The organism is Pseudomonas antarctica, assembly GCF_900624995.1.
GTDB lineage: Bacteria > Pseudomonadota > Gammaproteobacteria > Pseudomonadales > Pseudomonadaceae > Aquipseudomonas > Aquipseudomonas antarctica.
On sequence record NZ_UYXQ01000045.1, the window covers coordinates 1 to 18933 of the forward strand.

General features: G+C 59.7%; 15 protein-coding genes. 3 read left to right on the top strand and 12 right to left on the bottom strand.

Annotated elements, in window-relative coordinates; genetic code table 11:
- Nucleotides 1–525: 525 nt before the first annotated feature.
- The 4 genes from E0F99_RS18945 to E0F99_RS18960 are packed head-to-tail and all read right to left on the bottom strand — an operon-like array spanning nt 526 to nt 4299.
- Complete coding sequence (locus E0F99_RS18945) at nt 526–1605, bottom strand: polyamine ABC transporter substrate-binding protein (RefSeq protein ID WP_083358492.1); 1080 nt, start codon at nt 1603–1605, stop codon at nt 526–528.
- Nucleotides 1606–1665: 60 nt separating this feature from the next.
- Nucleotides 1666–2007 (bottom strand): cupin domain-containing protein, encoded by a 342-nt coding sequence (locus tag E0F99_RS18950; protein ID WP_083358493.1) that lies wholly within the window; start codon nt 2005–2007, stop codon nt 1666–1668.
- 26 nt (nt 2008–2033) lie between these two features.
- Complete coding sequence (locus E0F99_RS18955) at nt 2034–3440, bottom strand: NAD(P)/FAD-dependent oxidoreductase (protein WP_083358494.1); 1407 nt, start codon at nt 3438–3440, stop codon at nt 2034–2036.
- Between the two features lie 49 nt (nt 3441–3489).
- On the bottom strand, nt 3490–4299 hold the full coding sequence (locus tag E0F99_RS18960) for a helix-turn-helix transcriptional regulator (RefSeq protein ID WP_130908870.1): 810 nt from the start codon (nt 4297–4299) through the stop codon (nt 3490–3492).
- A gap of 257 nt (nt 4300–4556) precedes the next feature.
- On the opposite strand from E0F99_RS18960, the gene E0F99_RS18965 reads away from it, so the two are divergent.
- Nucleotides 4557–4829 (top strand): DUF1652 domain-containing protein, encoded by a 273-nt coding sequence (locus E0F99_RS18965; protein ID WP_083358496.1) that lies wholly within the window; start codon nt 4557–4559, stop codon nt 4827–4829.
- A gap of 92 nt (nt 4830–4921) precedes the next feature.
- On the opposite strand, the gene E0F99_RS18970 is transcribed toward E0F99_RS18965, so the two are convergent.
- Nucleotides 4922–7369: a UvrD-helicase domain-containing protein gene (locus tag E0F99_RS18970; RefSeq protein ID WP_083358497.1), complete on the bottom strand. Its 2448-nt coding sequence runs from the start codon at nt 7367–7369 to the stop codon at nt 4922–4924.
- A gap of 219 nt (nt 7370–7588) precedes the next feature.
- On the opposite strand from E0F99_RS18970, the gene E0F99_RS18975 reads away from it, so the two are divergent.
- Complete coding sequence (locus E0F99_RS18975) at nt 7589–8284, top strand: pirin family protein (RefSeq protein ID WP_083358498.1); 696 nt, start codon at nt 7589–7591, stop codon at nt 8282–8284.
- 64 nt (nt 8285–8348) lie between these two features.
- On the opposite strand, the gene pgm is transcribed toward E0F99_RS18975, so the two are convergent.
- The 5 genes from pgm to E0F99_RS18995 all read right to left on the bottom strand — a co-directional run bounded on the left by pgm (nt 8349) and on the right by E0F99_RS18995 (nt 14659).
- A complete protein-coding gene (gene pgm, locus E0F99_RS18980) occupies nt 8349–9992 on the bottom strand; it encodes a phosphoglucomutase (alpha-D-glucose-1,6-bisphosphate-dependent) (protein ID WP_083358499.1) in 1644 nt (547 codons plus the stop codon).
- 106 nt (nt 9993–10098) lie between these two features.
- Nucleotides 10099–11505 carry an aminotransferase-like domain-containing protein gene (locus E0F99_RS18985; RefSeq protein WP_083358500.1) on the bottom strand — a complete coding sequence of 469 codons (1407 nt, stop codon included), beginning with the start codon at nt 11503–11505 and terminating at the stop codon, nt 10099–10101.
- Nucleotides 11502–12935: a hypothetical protein gene (locus tag E0F99_RS18990; RefSeq protein ID WP_083358501.1), complete on the bottom strand. Its 1434-nt coding sequence runs from the start codon at nt 12933–12935 to the stop codon at nt 11502–11504. The genes E0F99_RS18985 and E0F99_RS18990 overlap by 4 nt, the downstream gene beginning before the upstream one ends.
- A 240-nt stretch (nt 12936–13175) precedes the next feature.
- The gene (locus E0F99_RS30050; protein WP_156795347.1) at nt 13176–13343 is read right to left on the bottom strand and encodes a hypothetical protein; all 168 of its coding nucleotides are present in this window, start codon (nt 13341–13343) and stop codon (nt 13176–13178) included.
- Between the two features lie 293 nt (nt 13344–13636).
- Nucleotides 13637–14659, bottom strand: a complete 1023-nt coding sequence (locus tag E0F99_RS18995) for a zinc-dependent alcohol dehydrogenase family protein (RefSeq protein WP_083358502.1) — start codon at nt 14657–14659, stop codon at nt 13637–13639.
- 247 nt (nt 14660–14906) lie between these two features.
- On the opposite strand from E0F99_RS18995, the gene E0F99_RS19000 reads away from it, so the two are divergent.
- Entirely contained in the window at nt 14907–15821 is a 915-nt protein-coding gene (locus E0F99_RS19000; RefSeq protein WP_083358503.1) for a LysR family transcriptional regulator, read from the top strand.
- Between the two features lie 127 nt (nt 15822–15948).
- Here the strand turns inward: E0F99_RS19000 and E0F99_RS19005 are convergent, their stop codons facing one another.
- A complete protein-coding gene (locus E0F99_RS19005) occupies nt 15949–17670 on the bottom strand; it encodes a hydrogenase maturation protein (protein ID WP_083358504.1) in 1722 nt (573 codons plus the stop codon).
- A 318-nt stretch (nt 17671–17988) separates the two neighbouring features.
- On the bottom strand, nt 17989–18699 hold the full coding sequence (locus E0F99_RS19010; RefSeq protein ID WP_083358505.1) for a glycosyltransferase family 2 protein: 711 nt from the start codon (nt 18697–18699) through the stop codon (nt 17989–17991).
- Nucleotides 18700–18933: the final 234 nt, after the last annotated feature.

The following is an 18933-nucleotide window of genomic DNA, read 5'->3' on the forward strand; positions in this document are numbered from 1 at the left end:
CCGCCTTCGCGAGCAAGCCCGCTCCCACAGTTGGATCTCGGTACATCAGACAGAGAGTGTGCTGCTGTGCTTTTGCCCTGCTTTTGCTTCAACCACTCAGGTCGGCTACTAGGCCGCCGTGCTCTTGATCTTGATCTTGATCTGAGGCGCCCCGTTAACCACGATGGCCGAACGCAGGCTTGAATCCGTGGGTAACCCGGCAGGACGCCGGGTTAGCCGCGATGGGCCAAGGATGGCCCATGGCGGCGGCCCACGGATTCAAGCCTTCGTTCTGGCATGCCGAGCCTGGGCGAGGCACCGAGTGGTGGGGCGAGGACTTTTTGGTTACTTTTGGGTCCTTCCAAAAGTGAACCGCTGTAAGAGCGGAACCCTAGGTAGCCGTTACCGCAGCAACGGATATGTACTCATATCTACCTAAAAACCCGGTCAAAAACTTAGCGCAACACAAAAAGTTGCGTAGATACCCATGGTCATCGCGGGCAAGCGCGCTCGCCACAGGAAGCCCGCTCGCCACCACAGGTAAACCTATCGCCCGGTACGAATGGTGTTCCACACCCGCGTACGAATCCGGTCGATGTTCAGCGGCATCGCCTCCAGCGCAAACAATTTGCCCATCATTGCAGGCGTTGGGTACACCTTGGTGTCGGACTTGATCGCCGGGTCCACCAGGCTGTCGGCCGCGGCGTTGCCGTTGGCGTAGTGCACGTAGTTGGTGATGCTGGCCATCACGTCCGGGCGCAGCAGGTAGTTCATGAACGCGTAACCGGCCTTTTCGTCAGGCGCATCGGCAGGCATGGCAACCATGTCGAACCAGATCGCGGCGCCTTCCTTGGGAATGTTGTAGCCGATGTTCACACCGTTCTTGGCTTCCTTGGCGCGGCTCTCCGCCTGCAGGATGTCGCCGGAGAAGCCGACGGCTACGCAGATGTCGCCGTTGGCCAGGTCGGCGGTGTATTTCGAGGAATGGAAGTACGCCACGTATGGCCGTACTTTCATCAGCAAATCTTCAGCCTTTTTGTAGTCCTCGGCCTTCTTGCTGTGGTGCGGCAAGCCCAGGTAGTTCAGCGCTGCCGGCAGCAATTCAGGGCCGTTGTCGAGGATCGCCACCCCGCATTTTTGCAGCTTGGCCATGTTTTCCGGCTTGAAGATCAGGTCCCAGGAATCCACCGGCGCGTTGTCGCCCAATACTGCTTTGACCTTGTCGATGTTGTAGCCAATGCCGGTGCTGCCCCATAGGTACGGGAAGCCGTGGGCGTTGCCCGGGTCGTTGTTCTCCAGGGCCTTGAGCAACACCGGGTTGAGGTTTTTCCAGTTCGGCAACTGGCGCTTGTCGAGCTTTTTCAGGGCGCCGCCCTGGATCTGCCGAGCCATGAAATGGTTGGACGGGAACACCACGTCGTAGCCGGATTTGCCGGTCATCAACTTACCGTCGAGGGTTTCGTTGCTGTCGTACACGTCATAGGTGAAACCGATGCCGGTTTCTTTCTGGAAGTTCTTGGTGGTGTCCGGTGCAATGTAATCCGACCAGTTGTAGATCTTCACCGTCTCGGCGGCCTGGCTCAGAGAGGCCAGCAACATCAAGGGCAACAGGGCAATGGCTTTCATGGTTCGATTTCCTGGCGGTTTTAGGGCTGTTTTTATGGCAGGCGATCAAGGATCAAAGCGTTACAGAATCAATACGTAGGTCTTGCGCACGGTTTCCTGGATATCCCAGATACCGGTGCTGTTGGCCGGCAACATCAGTGCATCACCGGCTTGTAGGTGGACGGTTTCACCGTTGTCGGGGGTGAAGGTGCAGCGGCCCTGGATAAAGTGACAAAACTCCTGGGAGTTGATCTGCCGACGCCAGCGGCCTGGGGTGCATGCCCAGATGCCGGTTTCGACACCGTCGTTGCGTTTCACGCTCAGGGTCGAGGCCACGGCGATGGGCTCGCCCAAGGGCACGGCCACCGGTGACGAATCCGGCAAGTGGGCGTTCAGCGCGTCTTTGAATTGAGTGATGCTCATGGGTTTTCCCGTGTAAGTGAAACGGCTTAGTGCATGAAACCTTCCATGAACCCGGCCAGGCCGGTCGCCAACGTGCGGCGCCAAGGGGCGGTGTTAGGGTTGGCTAACACCTGGTCTTCATGGACAAAACTGCGAATGATCGCGTTGTAGCCCAGCCAGCGGCAGGGCTCAGGCTCCCAGGCCTTGAGCGCGTCCAGGCCACGCTCGCGGATCACCCAGGGCTGAGTGGTCAGTGGCGTGTCGAGACCCAGAATCAGGTCGGCCAGGGTGCGGCCACCCAGGTGGGTGGCGCCTACGCCCTCGCCGCCGTAACCGCCGGACAACGCGATGCCGGTCTTGTGATCGCAGAGCATGTGCGGGCGGAAGTTGCGCGACATGCCGAGGTTGCCGCCCCAGGAGTGGGTAATCTTCACGTTTTTAAGCTGTGGGAAGAGTTCACTGAACAGGTAGCGACGCAGCTCCACTTCGCTGTCAGTGAGGTCGAACTTGTGGCGCAGCTTTCCGGCGAACTGATAACCGCCACGCGCGCCGAACACCAAGCGGTTGTCGGCTGAGCGCTGGCCGTAGGTGACCTGGCGACTGCTTTCGCCGAACGCCTGACCGTGGCTCAGGCCGATTTCGTCCCAGGTACTGGCCGGCAGCGGCTCGGTGGCCACAATCAGGCTTTGCACCGGCAACTGATAGCGGCCCAACGGCGGCAACGTCGTGGCATACCCCTCGACCGCCGGCACTACCCAAGCGGCACGCACGCTGACCTGGGCGGTACGCAGGCTGCCGGACTGCCAGTGGGTGACCGGGCTGTTTTCGTAGATCGTGACCCCCATGCTCTCGACCACCCGCGCCAGGCCGCGCACCAACTTGGCCGGGTTAATGGTCGCGACGTGGGGTGCATAGATACCGCCATAAGGCTTGGCGATGCGGATCTGTTCGGCCAGTTTTTGCGGGCTCAGCCAGCGGTAATCGTCTTCGGTCAGGCCTTGGGCATGGAGTTTGTCGAGGTAGCGGCGCAGGCTGCCTTCCTGCTCGGGGTAGCGTGCGGCGCAATACAAGGCGCCGCCCTTGCGGTAGTCGCAGTCGATGCCTTCGCGGGCGAGCACCTGGGCCACTTCATCGGGAATGCCGTGCAGCAGGTCAAAGGAGGCGCGGCGCTGTTGCGGCGAAAGCCCGGCCAGCAGGCGGTCTTCGCCGAGCAAATTGCCCATCAGCCAGCCGCCGTTGCGGCCAGAAGCGCCGAAACCTGCGGTCTGCGCCTCGACAATCGCAATGTTCAGCTCTGGCGCCTGGCGTTTCAGGTAATAGGCGGTCCACAGGCCGGTGTAACCGGCGCCGATGATGGCCACGTCAACGTCCAGGTCATGCGCCAACGACGGCCGCGCCACCAACGGGTCATCCAACTGGTCCATCCATAAACTGATAGTGCGCCATGCCGGCATGCCAAGCTCCCCAACCTCATTTCGATAGGCGGGATCCTAGAGCGCGATGTCAGGGGCTGTCTTGCGCGCGTGCACGCAGAGAAATTTGTTTGACGTAAGCCTTGGGTGATTGGCCGGTGTGCTGGCGAAATGCGCTGTAGAACGCCGACAGCGAATTGAAACCGGCGGCGAATGCCAGGTCATCGACCTTGATCGGTGGCCGGGCTTTATCCAGCGCAGCCAGCAAATGCTGGAGCCGGGCCTGGTTGACGTAACGGTAGAAGCTCTGCCCCAGCACCTGGTTCAACAGGTAGGAAATCTGATTGCGGCTGTAGCCACACTCCTTGGCCACCCGCTGCAGGTCCAGTTCCGGGTCCAGATCGGGTTGCTTGAGTTCGAAGTATTGCTGCAGGTCGTTGGCCATATGCCCCAATTGCTGGGGCGACAGGCCCAGGCGGCTGACCGTGGGGCGCAGCGCCTGGGGCGGCTGCTCGTGAACCAGCGACGCGTACTCATTGACCCGCCAGATCAGCCCATCGCGCACGGTGATGGCTTCACTGGTGCGAAACGACACCAGGCCCTGGCCGCCGCGCAAGGTAATGCGGTACTGAATGAACGCGGTGTCACCGTCGGCACGGATACGGTCGGTGTGCTCAATCGCCTCATCGGCGCCCCGCGGCATGCTGGCCTGCAGGTACTCACGCAGCTCGGCGTAACCGATGACGCGGTTCTGGAAGAAGTCGTGGTACTGGATCTCGGGATGGTAATAGGACATCACGCCGTCCAAATCGCGATGACGCCAACACAGGTGGTGCCGCAAGACCAGCTCGCCGGTGGCTTGGGTGTTCAGGCAATCATCCTCTGGGGCGATGCTGGGCATGGCGAGCTCTGCGACGAATAAACGGCTGAGAGTGCCGAATTTTAACGGCGCCTTCAATGGGCAAAGGGTGCAGCTGACTAGTGGCGTTTTGCCTAGTTTGGAGTAGGACATGACCCACATCAAATTAGTCGAAAACAACCGCCGAACGGGACCAAAAAAGTCACCTTGAAGGCGCGAACGAGTGCTATTTTTGAACGTATTCGATGCCAAGACCCGTGAAGGTCATGGCCCCTGCCACGAGCTAAAGGAAGCGCTCAATGAACAAGGTGGGCAACATGAATAAAGTGACATTCCCCAATGCCTGCCAGCTGATGCGCTGGCATTTTCATCCGATGGGCTTTGAGGGGAGCATGGACGCCCCTGGCAGCATGGTCGCCCGCCTGTTCGACCGGGCCAGCGGCGAGACCTTGATTGCGATTGCCGGCATCCCCTGCGCCACCGTGATGAATGCCGCCGATGTGGAGCGCATGATTGAGGCCGTCGAGGATGAATTGGAGTGTTTTGTGCCGCCGATGTCGTTGCGGGCCTGAGGCCCTCTCTGACAGGCAATACAAAGCGCATGTGGGGGCAGGCCAGCCAGCGCCCACATAAGCCCCTGCCACAATTGAACGCCCTGCATCTGCTAGCTGCGCTGGTCGTCGAAAAACGCCTTTTTCCCGTCTACCCGCTCTGACGCCCTGGGCACATTCACGCCTTGGCCTTCTGGCTTCTCCACGTACCAATAGCAATGGCTCACTGCTCGGGTTATGCCGACATAAGACAGGCGCAGCACTTCGTCTTTTTGCGCACTGTCATACGGCTCGCTATCGCCGTCCTTACCGAGGCCCGCCATGCGGTACACCTGATTCTTGTAAGGCGAACTGGTCACATGCTGGCAATCCCCAAGTAGAAAAACAGCATCCGCTTGCAGGCCTTTGGCGCTGTGGTAGGTCAGCTGTTTCAACCGACGCGCGGGCAGCGGCAAGCTAGAATCCGCATTAACTACAGACTGAATATGCTCTTGAATCAACAGCTTATCGCTACTTTTTCGATAGAGCATCAGGATCGATTGACCCTTTTGGTAGTGCTCCAGCAACCGCCGCCCTAGTGCCGCGTCGTCTCGCTCAAACACGGCCACGGGTACCAAAGCCCTCGGCTCACCACTGGCCTTGGCCTTTTTGCCGGGGATCGCCGGTGCGGCACGCACGATATGCTCGGCAGCGTCGATGATGTGCTGGTGGCTGCGGTAGTTCTCACTGAGCATCACACGGGTGGTGCTCGGTGATGGGAATTCCTTGTTGAACTCCATGAAATACTTGGGCGAACTGCCGCGCCAGCCGTAGATCGACTGCCAGTCATCGCCCACGCACAGCAAAGACGAGCGCTGCGCGCCACGGCCCACGTGCATCGCCGGGCCACGGCTACGGATTTCACGCAGGCTGGCGCGAATCCACGAAACGATCTGCGGCGACACATCCTGGAACTCGTCGATCATCAGGTGCGACATCGGCCGCAGCAGCGGGTCGCTGAGGAGCTTGAGGTTTTCCGGGGTGTTCTCGCCAAACAGCGAGAACATCCGGTTGTAGGTCATGATCGGCGGCGATTGATCGAGCAGGTGCTCTTCCAAGGCTTTCCAGAAAATGCTCAGGGCTTCAAAGAAGCCCCGGTCCGGGTCGTCCTTGGCGAAGCGCATCTGGCCGACGGCAGTCGGTACGTCCAACCCCAGGTTCTCGATAAACCCTGCAGCCATGACAAAGCTGTCCAAGAGCGGTGCCGAGCCCAGCTCGCCTTTTACCTTGTAGTCAAAACCAGGGCCGGCGATCGCATCACCGGCCAGACTGCTTAAAAGACGTTTTGAAGACTCATAGTTATCTATCCATATCAAAGGCTTGTGACAGAAAGCTTGAAACAAGGTGCGCTTTACCGCCCACTCCGCGCGTACGGAAAGCTTCGCGTTTGGCCGGCTGATCTGGGCGTTTTCGCGTGAATCGAAGCCCAGCACCACCCAGGCATCCAGCGCCGGGATATAGCCGTGGCAATGAAACTTCGCCCCATTGATCTCGAAGGTCTCGCGGCTCGGTTCAATGCCCTTGATTGGCCAGGCGCCCGCGCGAAACCACAGGTCTTCGATCACATCACAAAGCGCTTCATCGCGCTTGGCCGCCAATTCGGTCACGGCCATACGCTTTTGCACATCCGGGTGATCACGCTCCAGCGCCTTGAGCTGCAGGCCATGGCGCGCCAACGGCACAATCAGCTCGCGAAAGCGCTCATGTCGGCCGTGCAAGTGGTAATAACAGGCATTCATCTGTTGGCGCTGCGCATCGCTGATGCGCAGGTCGAACGGGTTACTGTCGGCGTCCTCGAAACCGCTGCTGAGGTTTTCAAACGCTTGCAGCCGTTCAAACCCAGGCAGGCTGCGTACCATCGGCAGAATGCGCGAGTGAAAGGTGCGCACAACGGCTTGGGCCTCTTTGGCGCCAAGGGGTTGGTCCCAGAGGCTGAGAATTTCCATGAGCTTGTTGATGAAGTCCTTGCGCGACTCGCGGGTGAAGGTCACCACGGTCATCGAGCTTAGTTCGAAACCCAGATAATGGGTGAGCAGCAGGATGCGCAGCACCAGCGAGGTGGATTTACCGGCGCCGGCCCCGGCTATCACCGAGGTTGAAGGTGTGTCGCTGAAGATCATTTTCCATTGCGCGACACTTGGCTGCGCGTGCGCCGGCAGCAAGCGCGCCACATCCGCCTTCATGCGCTTCTTGACCTCGGCGGTAAGCGGCAGCCGCAAATCGTCGAACAGGCTGTAATCCACGCCGGGCGCCTGGTGTTCATCAGGGCGAAAGTCGCGGATCAGCAACACCTGCCGGCCTTCTTCAATACCCTCAGCCTTGCCTTCGCGATAGCCATATTCCACACCGGCCTCGTGCCCGCTGCGGAAACCGTCGGCTTGGCCATGCAGCCAGGAGAACCGATGCTGCGCACGTAAACGCGTCAGGCCGTGGCCGAATAAACGCGCAGCCAGCCGTTTTAACAGCGGCATTTCGGCTAATGGGCGTAGGTCAGGGGGCAGATCAGGCGTTTGCGGCGGCACGCGGACTCCAGCGATGAGGTGGGTTTTGGCGAAGTCGCCATGGTCGCCGGAATCGGCGCCGAGTTCCAGCCAATTGCTTTGCCTTCATGCAGTTAGGCGATGAAGTGAAAGTCAAAACGCCATTAACCAATCGAACTATTAGATTGGAATCAGGCATTTTTTACGCTTTTTATCGATCATGCACTGTTGGATCATGGCCTTCCTCTACAGGAGACCGTCATGCTTGAACTTAGACCTTTCAACACCCTGGGTGGCGCCCACCATGGCTGGCTTGATGCCCATCATCACTTTTCATTTGCCGAATACCATGACCCCAAGCGCATGCACTGGGGCAACCTGCGAGTGTGGAACGACGACATCATCGCGCCGGGCACCGGTTTCCCGCAGCACCCGCATCGCGACATGGAAATCATCACGTATGTACGTGAAGGCGCCATCAGCCATGCCGACAACCTGGGAAACAAGGGCCGTACGGAGGCCGGCGATGTACAGGTGATGAGCGCCGGCACCGGAATTGCCCACAGTGAATACAACCTGGAAGCCACGCCGGCCAAGATTTTCCAGATCTGGATTATTCCGAATGAAGCCGGTCTGCCGCCGTCGTGGGGCGCCAAACCGTTTCCCAAGGGCGATCGCGAGGGTTTTGTGACCTTGGCCAGCGGCAAAACCGGTGACAGTGAAAGCCTGCGTATTCGCGCTGACGCACGCCTGGTGGCGGCCACCCTGAAAGCTGGGGAAAGCGCTGAATATCAACTGGACAGCGGGCGCCGTGAGTATCTGGTGCCGGCGACCGGTGTGATTGACGTCAATGGCGTGCGTGCATACGCTCGAGACGGTGTGGCGGTTGAGAATGAGCAGGTCTTGCGGGTGACGGCGATTGAGGACAGCGAGATCGTGCTGGTTGATTTGGCCTGATCTAACGCCTGGCCAAACCCAGTGTGGGAGAGGGCTTGCCCCCTCCCACATGTGGTTTTGCGTATTACTGGCTGATTGCGCCGTCCACCAACACCTGCGCCTCTTCCACCAGTTGCTTGAGGTGATCTTCACCAATAAAGCTCTCGGCGTAGATCTTGTAGATGTCCTCAGTGCCCGATGGCCGTGCGGCGAACCAGCCGTTTTCGGTCATCACTTTCAAGCCGCCAATCGCCTGGTTGTTGCCCGGCGCGTGGCTGAGGATCTGCTGGATGCTCTCCCCGGCCAATTGCGTGGAGGTGACCTGCGCCGGCGATAACTTGCCCAGCAAGGCTTTTTGCGCCGGGGTCGCCTTGGCGTCGACGCGAATGGCAAATGGCTCGCCCAGCGCATCGGTCAGGCCACGGTAGATCTGGCTCGGGTCCTGGCCTTTGCGCGAGGTCATTTCCGCCGCCAGCAAGGCCGGGATCAGGCCGTCCTTGTCGGTGCTCCACACAGTGCCGTCCTTACGCAAGAACGAGGCACCGGCGCTTTCTTCACCGCCAAAGCCCAGCGAACCTTCGAACAGGCCATCGGCAAACCACTTGAAGCCCACCGGCACTTCATACAGGCGACGGCCGATACGCGCAGCGACGCGGTCAATCAGGCCGCTGCTGACGACGGTCTTGCCTACAGCCGCATCGGCGCGCCAGTGCGGACGGTTCTGGAACAGGTAATCGATAGACACTGCCAGGTAGTTGTTCGGCGCCAGCAGGCCACCGGAGGGGGTGACGATGCCGTGGCGGTCGTGGTCCGGGTCGCACGCGAAGGCCACGTCGAAACGCTCCTTGAGGCCGATCAAGCCTTGCATTGCGTAGCTGGAGGACGGGTCCATGCGAATCTGGCCGTCCCAGTCGACGCTCATGAAGCGGAAGGTGGAATCGACTTCGGTGTTGACCACATCGAGGTTCAAACGATAGTGCTCGGCAATTGCCGACCAGTAGTGCACCCCTGCTCCGCCCAACGGATCGACGCCCAGGCGCAGATCGGCGCTGCGGATGGCGTCGATGTCGATCACATTGATCAGGTCGGCCACGTAGCTGTTGAGGTAGTCGTGGCGGTGCGTGGTATCCGCCTTGAGCGCCTGGGCGTGGGTGACGCGCTTGACCCCGGCCAGTTTGTTGGCCAGCAGTTCATTGGCCTTGGCTTCGATCCACTGGGTGACGTGGGTATCGGCCGGGCCGCCGTTGGGCGGGTTGTACTTGTAGCCGCCGCTTTGTGGCGGGTTATGCGACGGCGTGATGACGATGCCATCGGCCAGGCCACTGGTGCGACCCCGGTTGTAGCAAATGATCGCGTGGGAGATCGCCGGGGTCGGCGTGTATTCATCGCCTTCGGCGAGCATCACGTGCACGCCGTTGGCGGCCAGCACTTCCAGGGCGCTGGCACCCGCCGGTGTCGACAACGCATGGGTATCCAGGCCGACAAACAAAGGCCCGTTGATGCCTTGGGCCTCACGGTACAGACAAATGGCTTGGCTGATGGCAAGCACGTGCCATTCGTTGAAGCTCAGCTCAAACGAGCTGCCACGGTGCCCGGAAGTGCCGAAGGCCACGCGCTGGGTGGAGATCGCTGCATCAGGCTGCCCGGTGTAATAGGCCGTGACCAGTCGCGGGATATCCACCAGCAACTGAGCTGGCGCTGGCTTGCCCGCAAAAGGACTGATTGTCATGCATAAACCTCGAAAAGAAGGGTTTTGAGAAAAACGACAGTTTACTGAGAGTTGGACTACTACGCGACGGTATAGATCCTACGGACTTCAGGGAAGTTTCATCCACTCAGCCTGTTTGCGCCTGCCGCAGGGCTTCACCCACGGCAGCCAGGGCGATCTCCAGATTGGGTTGCCCGTGGAACGTATGGCTCAAACGCAAATGCTGGTGGTGCAGGCCTGCGAGGCTGAACAGCTCACCCGGCGCCACCACTACCTGCTGAGCCAGTAACTGCTGGAACACCTGGCGCATGTCCACCGCTTGGGTAGAGCCTAGCCAAAATGTGGCGCCGCCTGCAGGCATCCGATAGGTGACTTGATCACCCAGGTGATGGTCCAGGCGCTGGCTCATTTCCCCCGCCTGTTCGCGCAGCAACTGGCGCAAAGCAATCAAGTGCTGGTCAATTTGCCCGTTGTTATAGAGCCGGGCAATGGCGCGCTGGCGAATGGAGGACAGTCGAAACGAGCGCAACAGGAACTGACGCTGCAATTCGCCGCTCATGTGCCGGGACAACACATAGCCATAAGGCGCCTCTGGCCCGAGTATTTTCTCGAAAGAGGAAAACACCACCAGCCGCTCCGGGTTGACCATGTCTCGTAGCGCCGTCGGCGGCGGCTGGAAACCCAACTCACCGTAGGTGTCATTCTCCAGCAGCCAACAACCGTACTGATCAAGCAATCGCGCGACTGCCAGGCGGTCACGAGGCTCAATGGCCACACCCGATGGCAGGCTGACCACCGATGAAAGCAACACCAGATGCACGGTTTCCTCGCGCAGTATGCCCTCGAGCGCCATCAGGTCCAGGCTGCCCTCGGGCGCCCACGGCAACTCGATGACGCGTACGCCAGCGTCTTGCAGCAGACGCAGGATCAACCAGTCGCAAGGCGACTCGACGATCAACGTGGAGCCCCGTAAGCCCAGGACCTCGATGAGAATATCGAGCACGCCGCGCAGGTCAGCACCGATATACACGTCGTCGGCCTGCCAGCAGCGACTCGGCGACGAGGTGAACCGCGCCGCCAATGCCGCCCGCAGTTCCCAGACACCACACGGCTGGGACCAGGACTGCAAATGGTGTGGATACTGGCGCACAAGCTCACGCTCAAGTCGCAGCAACGTAGCGTCCAGGGACGCGAGCAACGCAGGCTCATCCCCGCTGAGCACCATCATGCCAGGGCGCCGAGCGGCGACGTACAGGCGCTCGAGTAGATCCCCGCTGGGCAACGTCGCAGGGCTACTGGCGAGGGGCCAGGCGTAATAGCCAGACTTGGCCACCGAATACACTCGGCCTTCTTTCTCCAACAGTGAGTACGCGTACTGAATGGTGGAAATCGAAACATTCAGGCGCTGGGACAACTGACGCAAAGAGGGCAGTTTCACCCGGGTATCGCTACTGACTTCGTTGATCAGGTTGATCATGTAGCGATAAACCGCCTGATAGGCGAAATCCGCTTGCCGCACGCCACGCAGCGTCATCGCCCGGACAGCTGGAAGGCCAGGCCACCCGCGGCCATAGGCCGCTCATGACGACGGCTGTGTGCACCGGCACCTGGCACGAACGCCACCGGCCGTTTGCGGTACAGGTGCTGGAGCAAAGGCAACGGAACGCCACTGGTGTCGGCGACCCATTGTTGCAGCATCTCGGCGGCAGGCTTGCCCTGCAGCACCTTGTGCAGTTCGGGCAGTGCCACGAGCATGCCGGGGTGGCACTGGCGCAAATAGCCTTCGAGCCCTTCCCCGTGATGAATGAACGGGGAAAACAACAGGCAGATCAGTTGGCTCTCTTCCAGGCCGAAGAACTGCTGGGCAAGGTTGCTCGACGATACGCGCCCTTCGCGGCTGACAGCGTGGGCTATCAGCTCTTCGGGGAACTGCCGACGACGCAGGTATTCCTGCGCCTGCTGAAAGAAACCCTGCACACCCTCTTCGTAATCCAATTCGCGCAGGCATTCGGCCTGCAAGCCTCGCAGGTGCGCCATCAACAACGGGTTGGCAAACGTCGGGTGGCTGAAATGAAAGCCCAGCGGTTCCGGGGTGTAAGCCATGAACTCGGTGAGCAATGGTGCACAGGTACGGTCAATGCCTTCGAACAGGTCGGCAATCCCGATATAGGCCAAATGGCGGTACCCTCCGGGGCTGACGTCGGCCTTGGGTACATAGTGCTCGCCGTAGAGGTCACGGTAGAAGTCGTCGCTCCATTCGTCCATCCGCGTGAACAGACCGTTCAGTGACGTAGGCTTGCCCGTGGGCACTGTGACACCGGCTGCCTGAGCGGTTTTTTTCAGCCAGGCGAGCAACTGGCCCTGTTTGCGCGCCGAATCGCCACTGACCAACGCATGCACCCCGCCGCCCCAGGCGGTGACGCGCTGATAGAAATCGCCCAAAGCCAGGTAGGTGTCATTGCACAGCGTGGCGCGAACATCGCCGCAGGTCAGGTGCCCGATCATCAACCTTTTACGTTGGCTGGCTTCACGCCCTGGGGTCGATGCCGGGCGTTGGTAATTGAAGGGCAGTACCTGTTCATTTTCCACCATCAGCAGCTCAACACGTTCATCGTCGTGGAAAAACAGCTGGCTGTAGCCGCGATGGATCGTATCGAGGGTTTGCTGGGTCATACCAACATGGCGCAGCGTTGCGACCCGCAACTGAAACGTTCTGGGCGCTCGCCCGGCGATACTCAATTGTGCGGCACGTAACAAGGCCAGGGTGTAGCTGCTGACTTCACCGCCACCGTGCGCCACCAACACCTTGTAATCGCCCACCTGCTCCATGCCACCTGCCGCCACGACAATACGCTGGATCAACAATTGAAGTGCTGTGCGTTCCGCACGCGTGAAGTACCCAATCAACCGTTGCTGAACTTGTTGATAAACATAATTCATAGCCTGTTCGTGAATAGCGCTCATAGCTCTACTACCTGAGTTGAAATATCAGTTTCAAACAACTACCAAGGGCAGTTGATTGATCTATTGCCTCTGTAAGAATGTCGCCTGCATACCGTGCACACTAGCACCCTGCAACAAATTGGCAGGGGCTGAGTACGTGGTGTTCCTGGAGCACTCATGCCGGCTAACGCCCGTGCACCAAGCGTCCAGACAGATAACAGCGTCACCCCTAGGAATATTCCGACAACTTCCTACACCCCTTTAACCTGAAAATAAAAGATTTGCCTGACAAATAAAATCTGACAAATAGCCAGCCTCGCTTTCGCGCTGCTTGAAATCCTTCTTGGAAGTCCCCCATCCTCGAGCACAGGCAGAGGTTGAACGCTTAGTTGCAAAAAGTGCCGGCAGCCGTATCAATAATCCAATCATTACTCAGTCCTTGAGTTGAAAGTGAGGGCTCAATTATCAGGACTGGAATTATGATTAACAGATACAGAACTTGGTCGAAAACCCGTTCAGATGATCCGCAGGCATTACGCGAATAACGCAGACACAACGACGCCGCGCTGAAATTCAGGGCGGCGTCAGGGAGAAAGGTATCGTTTACAGGACCGAGCGGCTATTTTTCGCGTCAGGCAACCCGCAGGTTAAGCCCTGTCAAATGGCGCATTTGCCCCATGCGCCCGGGGTTTGGAATACTCCTTTGCGAATATTCCTACACTTCAAACAGCTTCAACCTGCAATGCTACGCGCTCACGGCACGGACATTCGTCCATATAACGGTGCGCTTCCACGAACTGATTGAACGGAAACACCGTGGTTTTCAGCGGTAGCAGCACACGATCGGCCGTCAGTTGGTTGATGTCACGCAAGGCGCGTTGCAACGCAACATGGTCCTGAACGATGCCCAGCTCCGGCTTGCCGGTGAAGTTGCCGATGCAGTGCACAAAGAACTGAATGTTCTTCTGGAACGCGGCACAAGCCGGAAATGGCGTCTGGTTGCCACCTTGCAGGCCGTAAAGCACCAAGCTGCCACGCGGCGCCAGTACATCGCCGAGCAACGACATCTGCGGGCCACCCAAGCCATCGAACACCACATCCACACCGCGGTTATCGGTGAACTTGTTGATCTGCATGAGCAAATCCTGCTCTTCGGTGACGATCACCTTTTCCGCCCCGAGGGACAGCAGGTACTCGCGCTCCGCGCTGTCCTTGGTGGCGGCAATCACCCGCACACCCAGGGCCTTACCCAGTTGCACGAACGAGGGGCCAGCGCAGTGGCTGGCGTCGGTGACCAAGGCAAATTGACCGGGTTTGACCCGCGCCAGGTCGACGTAAGCAAAATAGGCAACCAACAACGGCGTGTAATGCACGCTGGCTTCAATCGGGCTCAAGACATCCGGATAGCGGGTCAAGGCCGAACGAGGCAGGACGATCTGTTCGCCATACACCGGATAATCATTGGGGCTCTCGGCCGGAAAACTGGCCACTTTATCGCCCACTGCCAAGTCATCCACGCCGTCGCCGAGGGCTACAACCACCCCCGCCATCTCATGGCCAAGGCCGGACGGCAGACGAGCATGGGAAGACGCCAGGTTCTGGCGCCACAGAATGTCATACCAACTGATGCCAATCGCGTCGACACGCACCTGCACTTCGCCCGGTGCGGGCTGCGCGGCTACATGCTCTTCGCACTTGAGCACCTCGGCCGGACCAAACTTGTGAAAACGGATCGTGCGGGACATCGCAAACCTCGTCAAAGTAACCTCTAATGCCATGAACTCTATCTGGGCTTTCCGGGTAAGGCCATCGGTCGCCGTTAATAGTCGACATGTCTGTCATTGATTCCGCAACTGAGGTATTGACCTCAGCCCTTGTAGGAAAACTCAATTATCTTGTGCAGAGTACCAGCCTTTCCCCGTAAGATTCATGCCGGTCATTGTTTACATGTGGCCGCTCTCGTCAAGCTTGCTGACTCTTCCAGGACACAAGATGAACCGTAACGACCTGCGTCGTGTCGACCTTAACCTCTTGATCGTATTCGAAACCTTGATGCATGAGCGCAGCGTGACCCGCGCCGCCGAGAAGCTGTTCCTCGGCCAGCCGGCCATCAGTGCGGCCCTGTCGCGCCTGCGCGGGCTGTTCGATGACCCGCTGTTTGTGCGCACCGGGCGCAGCATGGAGCCGTCGGCACGCGCCGTGGAAATCTTCGCCCTGCTCTCCCCGGCCTTGGACTCGATTTCCACCGCCGTCAGCCGCGCCGCCGAATTCGACCCGGCCACCAGTACGGCCGTGTTCCGTATCGGCCTGTCTGACGACGTCGAATTCGCCCTGCTGCCGCAACTGCTCAAACGCCTGCGCGCCGAAGCCCCCGGCATCGTGCTAGTGGTGCGCCGCGTCAACTACATCCTGATGCCAGGTCTTCTGGCTTCAGGAGAAATATCCATCGGCGTCAGCTACACCGCCGACCTGCCGGCCAACGCCAAACGCAAGGTGCTGCGCCGCAGCCTGCCGAAACTACTGCGCGCCGACACCGTACCCGGCTCACTGAGCCTGGACGACTTCTGCGCCCGCCCCCACGCCCTGGTGTCGTTCGCCGGCGACCTGAGCGGGTTTATCGACGAAGAGCTGGAAAAACTCGATCGCAAGCGCCACGTAGTGTTAGCCGTACCGCAATTCAACGGGCTGGGCACGTTGCTGGCTGGCACCGATATTCTGGCGACCGTGCCGGACTATGCGGCCGAGGCGCTGACCTCGGCCGGTGGCTTACGAGCGGAGGACCCGCCGTTGCCGGTACGGTCGTTCGAATTGCACATGGCGTGGCGTGGGTCGCAGGATAATGACCCAGGGGAACGTTGGTTGCGGTCGCGGATTCAGATGTTTTTCGGGGACCCTGAGAGTCTTTAGCCATCGTCGAATAGGCTGTTCATCTGATCATTTTTGCCTTTCCACCCACCATGGAGGGCATGCTTGGGGGGGGGTTGAAAGGATGCACCCGGCCTTAGGTCCCTGCGGGCCAGCGAACCCTGCGAACCTACTCATCAATCGAGGCAGCTTCACGCGCCACTGCCCACGGCGCCATCAACCGCTGCGGGGTCTGGCAGGTTTTGCGCTTGAGTACAAAATTGCGGCACTTCTCGGCGAACTGCTGGCGGTTGTGCACCATGTCCAACTGCATCTGTGCCAACTCGTGTTCCCGGCAGCGTTTGACCTGTTCAAGGTCCAGGGTGGCTTTACGGGCACGCGTGAGGACGTAGTTTTCATCGTCCAACGCGCTGCTGGCCTGTTGCATAAGCCACTGGCTGAATGCGTGCGGGCAACGGGGGCCGATGCCCTGGATCATCCCATATTGCTGGGCCTGCAAGGCGCTGATCGGCAGGCATTCTTCGGTGAGTTTATGCGCGACTTCACTGCCGACGGCACGCGGCAGGCTGTAGGTCCAGTATTCGGAGCCGTACAGCCCCATGGTTTTGTAATGGGGGTTGAGTACAACACCTGCGCGGGCAAACACCCTGTCGGCTGCCAGCGCCAACATGACGCCGCCGGCACCGGCGCTGCCGGTCAGGCCGCTGATCACCAGTTGCCGGGCCGTGAGCAGTTCCTGGCACACATCGTCGATGGCCTGGATGTTGGCCCAGGCTTCCAGCCCCGGCACCTTGGCGGCCTGGATGACGTTGAGGTGCACGCCATTGGAGAAGCTGGCGCGCCCGCCCTTGATCAGCAATACCTGCGTCTCACGCGCCTTGGCCCAGCGCAACGCCGCCACCAGGCGCTGGCACTGTTCGGTGCTCATAGCGCCGTTGTAGAACTCGAACGTCAGTTCACCGACGTGACCGCATTCGCGATAGCGAATCGGTTGATAGGCCTGTTCGTTGAACGTTTGGCTGGCGATCGAGCCATCCAGCACAGGGATACCGGCCAATTTTTCAGCCAGCACGTAGCGTGCCGGTAGCTTGAAGGTCTCTTCGCCTGGCTGGGCTTTGCGTTTGAGCGAGCCGATCCACAGGCTGCGATCGCCCGCTGCCACCAACACCGCGTCGTCCTGCACTGCGAGGATGTCCCCTGGCGTTCCGTGGCGTGAATCCAGGTGCGCGTCGTACAAGTAATACTGAGCGCCTTGGATGCTTGCCAACACACCCGGCTGGCCATCGGCGGCGTCGATGCTGCGTTTGATGAAACGTGCGCAATCGTACCAACTGAAGGTGCGTTCAGCCTGGCTCATGTTCGGCTGCAAACGCCCAATGACGTTAGGTTGCGTGTAATCGAGCGGCACCGGAACGAAACCCTTGGCGAATTTTTCCACCACGTCGCGGATGCACTCGATGGCGGCGTCGCTCACCGGCCCGTTGTACAACTCGGATTTGCGCACGTCGGCAGGCATGTCGAATTCACAGGTTGACCAGATCGGCCCGGCGTCCATTTCTTCCACCGCCTGCAAGGCGGTCACGCCCCAGCGGCTGACCTGCTGGGTGATCGCCCAGTCCAACGCGCTGGCACCACGGTCGCCGACAATCCCCGGATGAATGATCACCAGCGGGCGCGCGGGATTGCTCCACAACTGCTGAGGCACGCGGTCCTTGAGAAATGGGCAGATCACCAGGTCCGCGTCGCAATCCTCGATCTGTCGACAGACCGTGGCTTGATCAGTGAACAGCACAACGCTGGGAGCATGACCCGACTGGCGTAAATCCAGCCAGGCCCGCTGGGTCAAACCGTTGAACGCCGACGATAACAAGATGATCTTCAATGACCGCATAGCTGACTCTTCCTTGAGAATGCGCGACCACAGGTGCTCATTGAGCCGTCCTTGGCCTTTGATGGAAGCACAAGGTTAGAGGGCGCGCGCGGAAGATCGCCTGATCGAGATCAATCTTGTGTCAGCGAGTCATTCGTGAACGATGGGGGGTGCAGACGGTTCAGCCCGTGTCAGACCGACGTGCAGGCCCAATGGCGTACGCCTTCTGAACCCGCTCAGCGCGCATGCGACGGCGAGGTCGTTGCGACCCGATGAACCAAGCCGAGATCACGGTCACGAGCGTCGCCAGCCAGTGCAGCCCATCGATAAGGCCACGCGTCAGCCGGTTCCAAGTGTAACGTTTGAGCTGACGCTGGCCTCAGTTGGGGGGTGTCCAGTACCCGCAACAAGGGATGCCAGGTACTCGCCAAACCCACCCCGGCACTTGTAGTCCCGTCGTGCGCTGGTGACCACAGGATTGGTCGCCGTCCAGACAATTCGCGCACCGATCCTCTCGAGGTCGGCTACGAGCCGCACGTCCTCATGTGCAACCAGGTGCTGGAACCCGCCCGCGTTGCGGTAAGCATCGGCACTCAGGCCCATGTTGGCAGCGTGAATATGGCGGTGGTTCTCGGTGAACTGGTACAACTCAAGGTAGCGCGAACGCACCGACTCACCGTACTCACTCCAACTGTCCACCTCGACCGTGCCACACACCGCATCGGCGCCAAACTCGATTTGACGCACCAGCCAATCCGCAGGCACCACAGTGTCCGCGTCAGTAAAGGCGAGCCATTGCGCGCCCTCCTCGAGTAATTGCTGCGCGCCCACGTCCCGGGCCTTACCCACATTTCGAAAGCACACCTCAAGCATTGCAATGCCCATGGCCGACACCCGTGCGGCCGTGGGGTCCGAACAATCGTCGAGCACAATCAGCACCTTGACCTGTTGATGTTGCAGATCCGGATGTTCAATGGCGCGTTGCACGGAGGCGAGGCAGGCGCTGATATGCCGCTCTTCGTTATGGGCAGGTATTACTATCCCTATCATTGACGTTCCCTCTACCTGGCAAAGTGTCTACAGCTATCGACACGGCCCTTATGCAGAAGGTTTAAACAATCTTAAGGCGCAGGCGAACAACGGCGGAGGACAAGGCCGCCGTGATTTAAACAGTAACGCCGGGGGGGATGCCTGGCAGCGAGGCGAGGCCTTTCGGTCACTTCGATGGAACGATACAAAGGCGGGAGTCTCTATCCAAATAGCCCACTGAACACGCGCAATGCA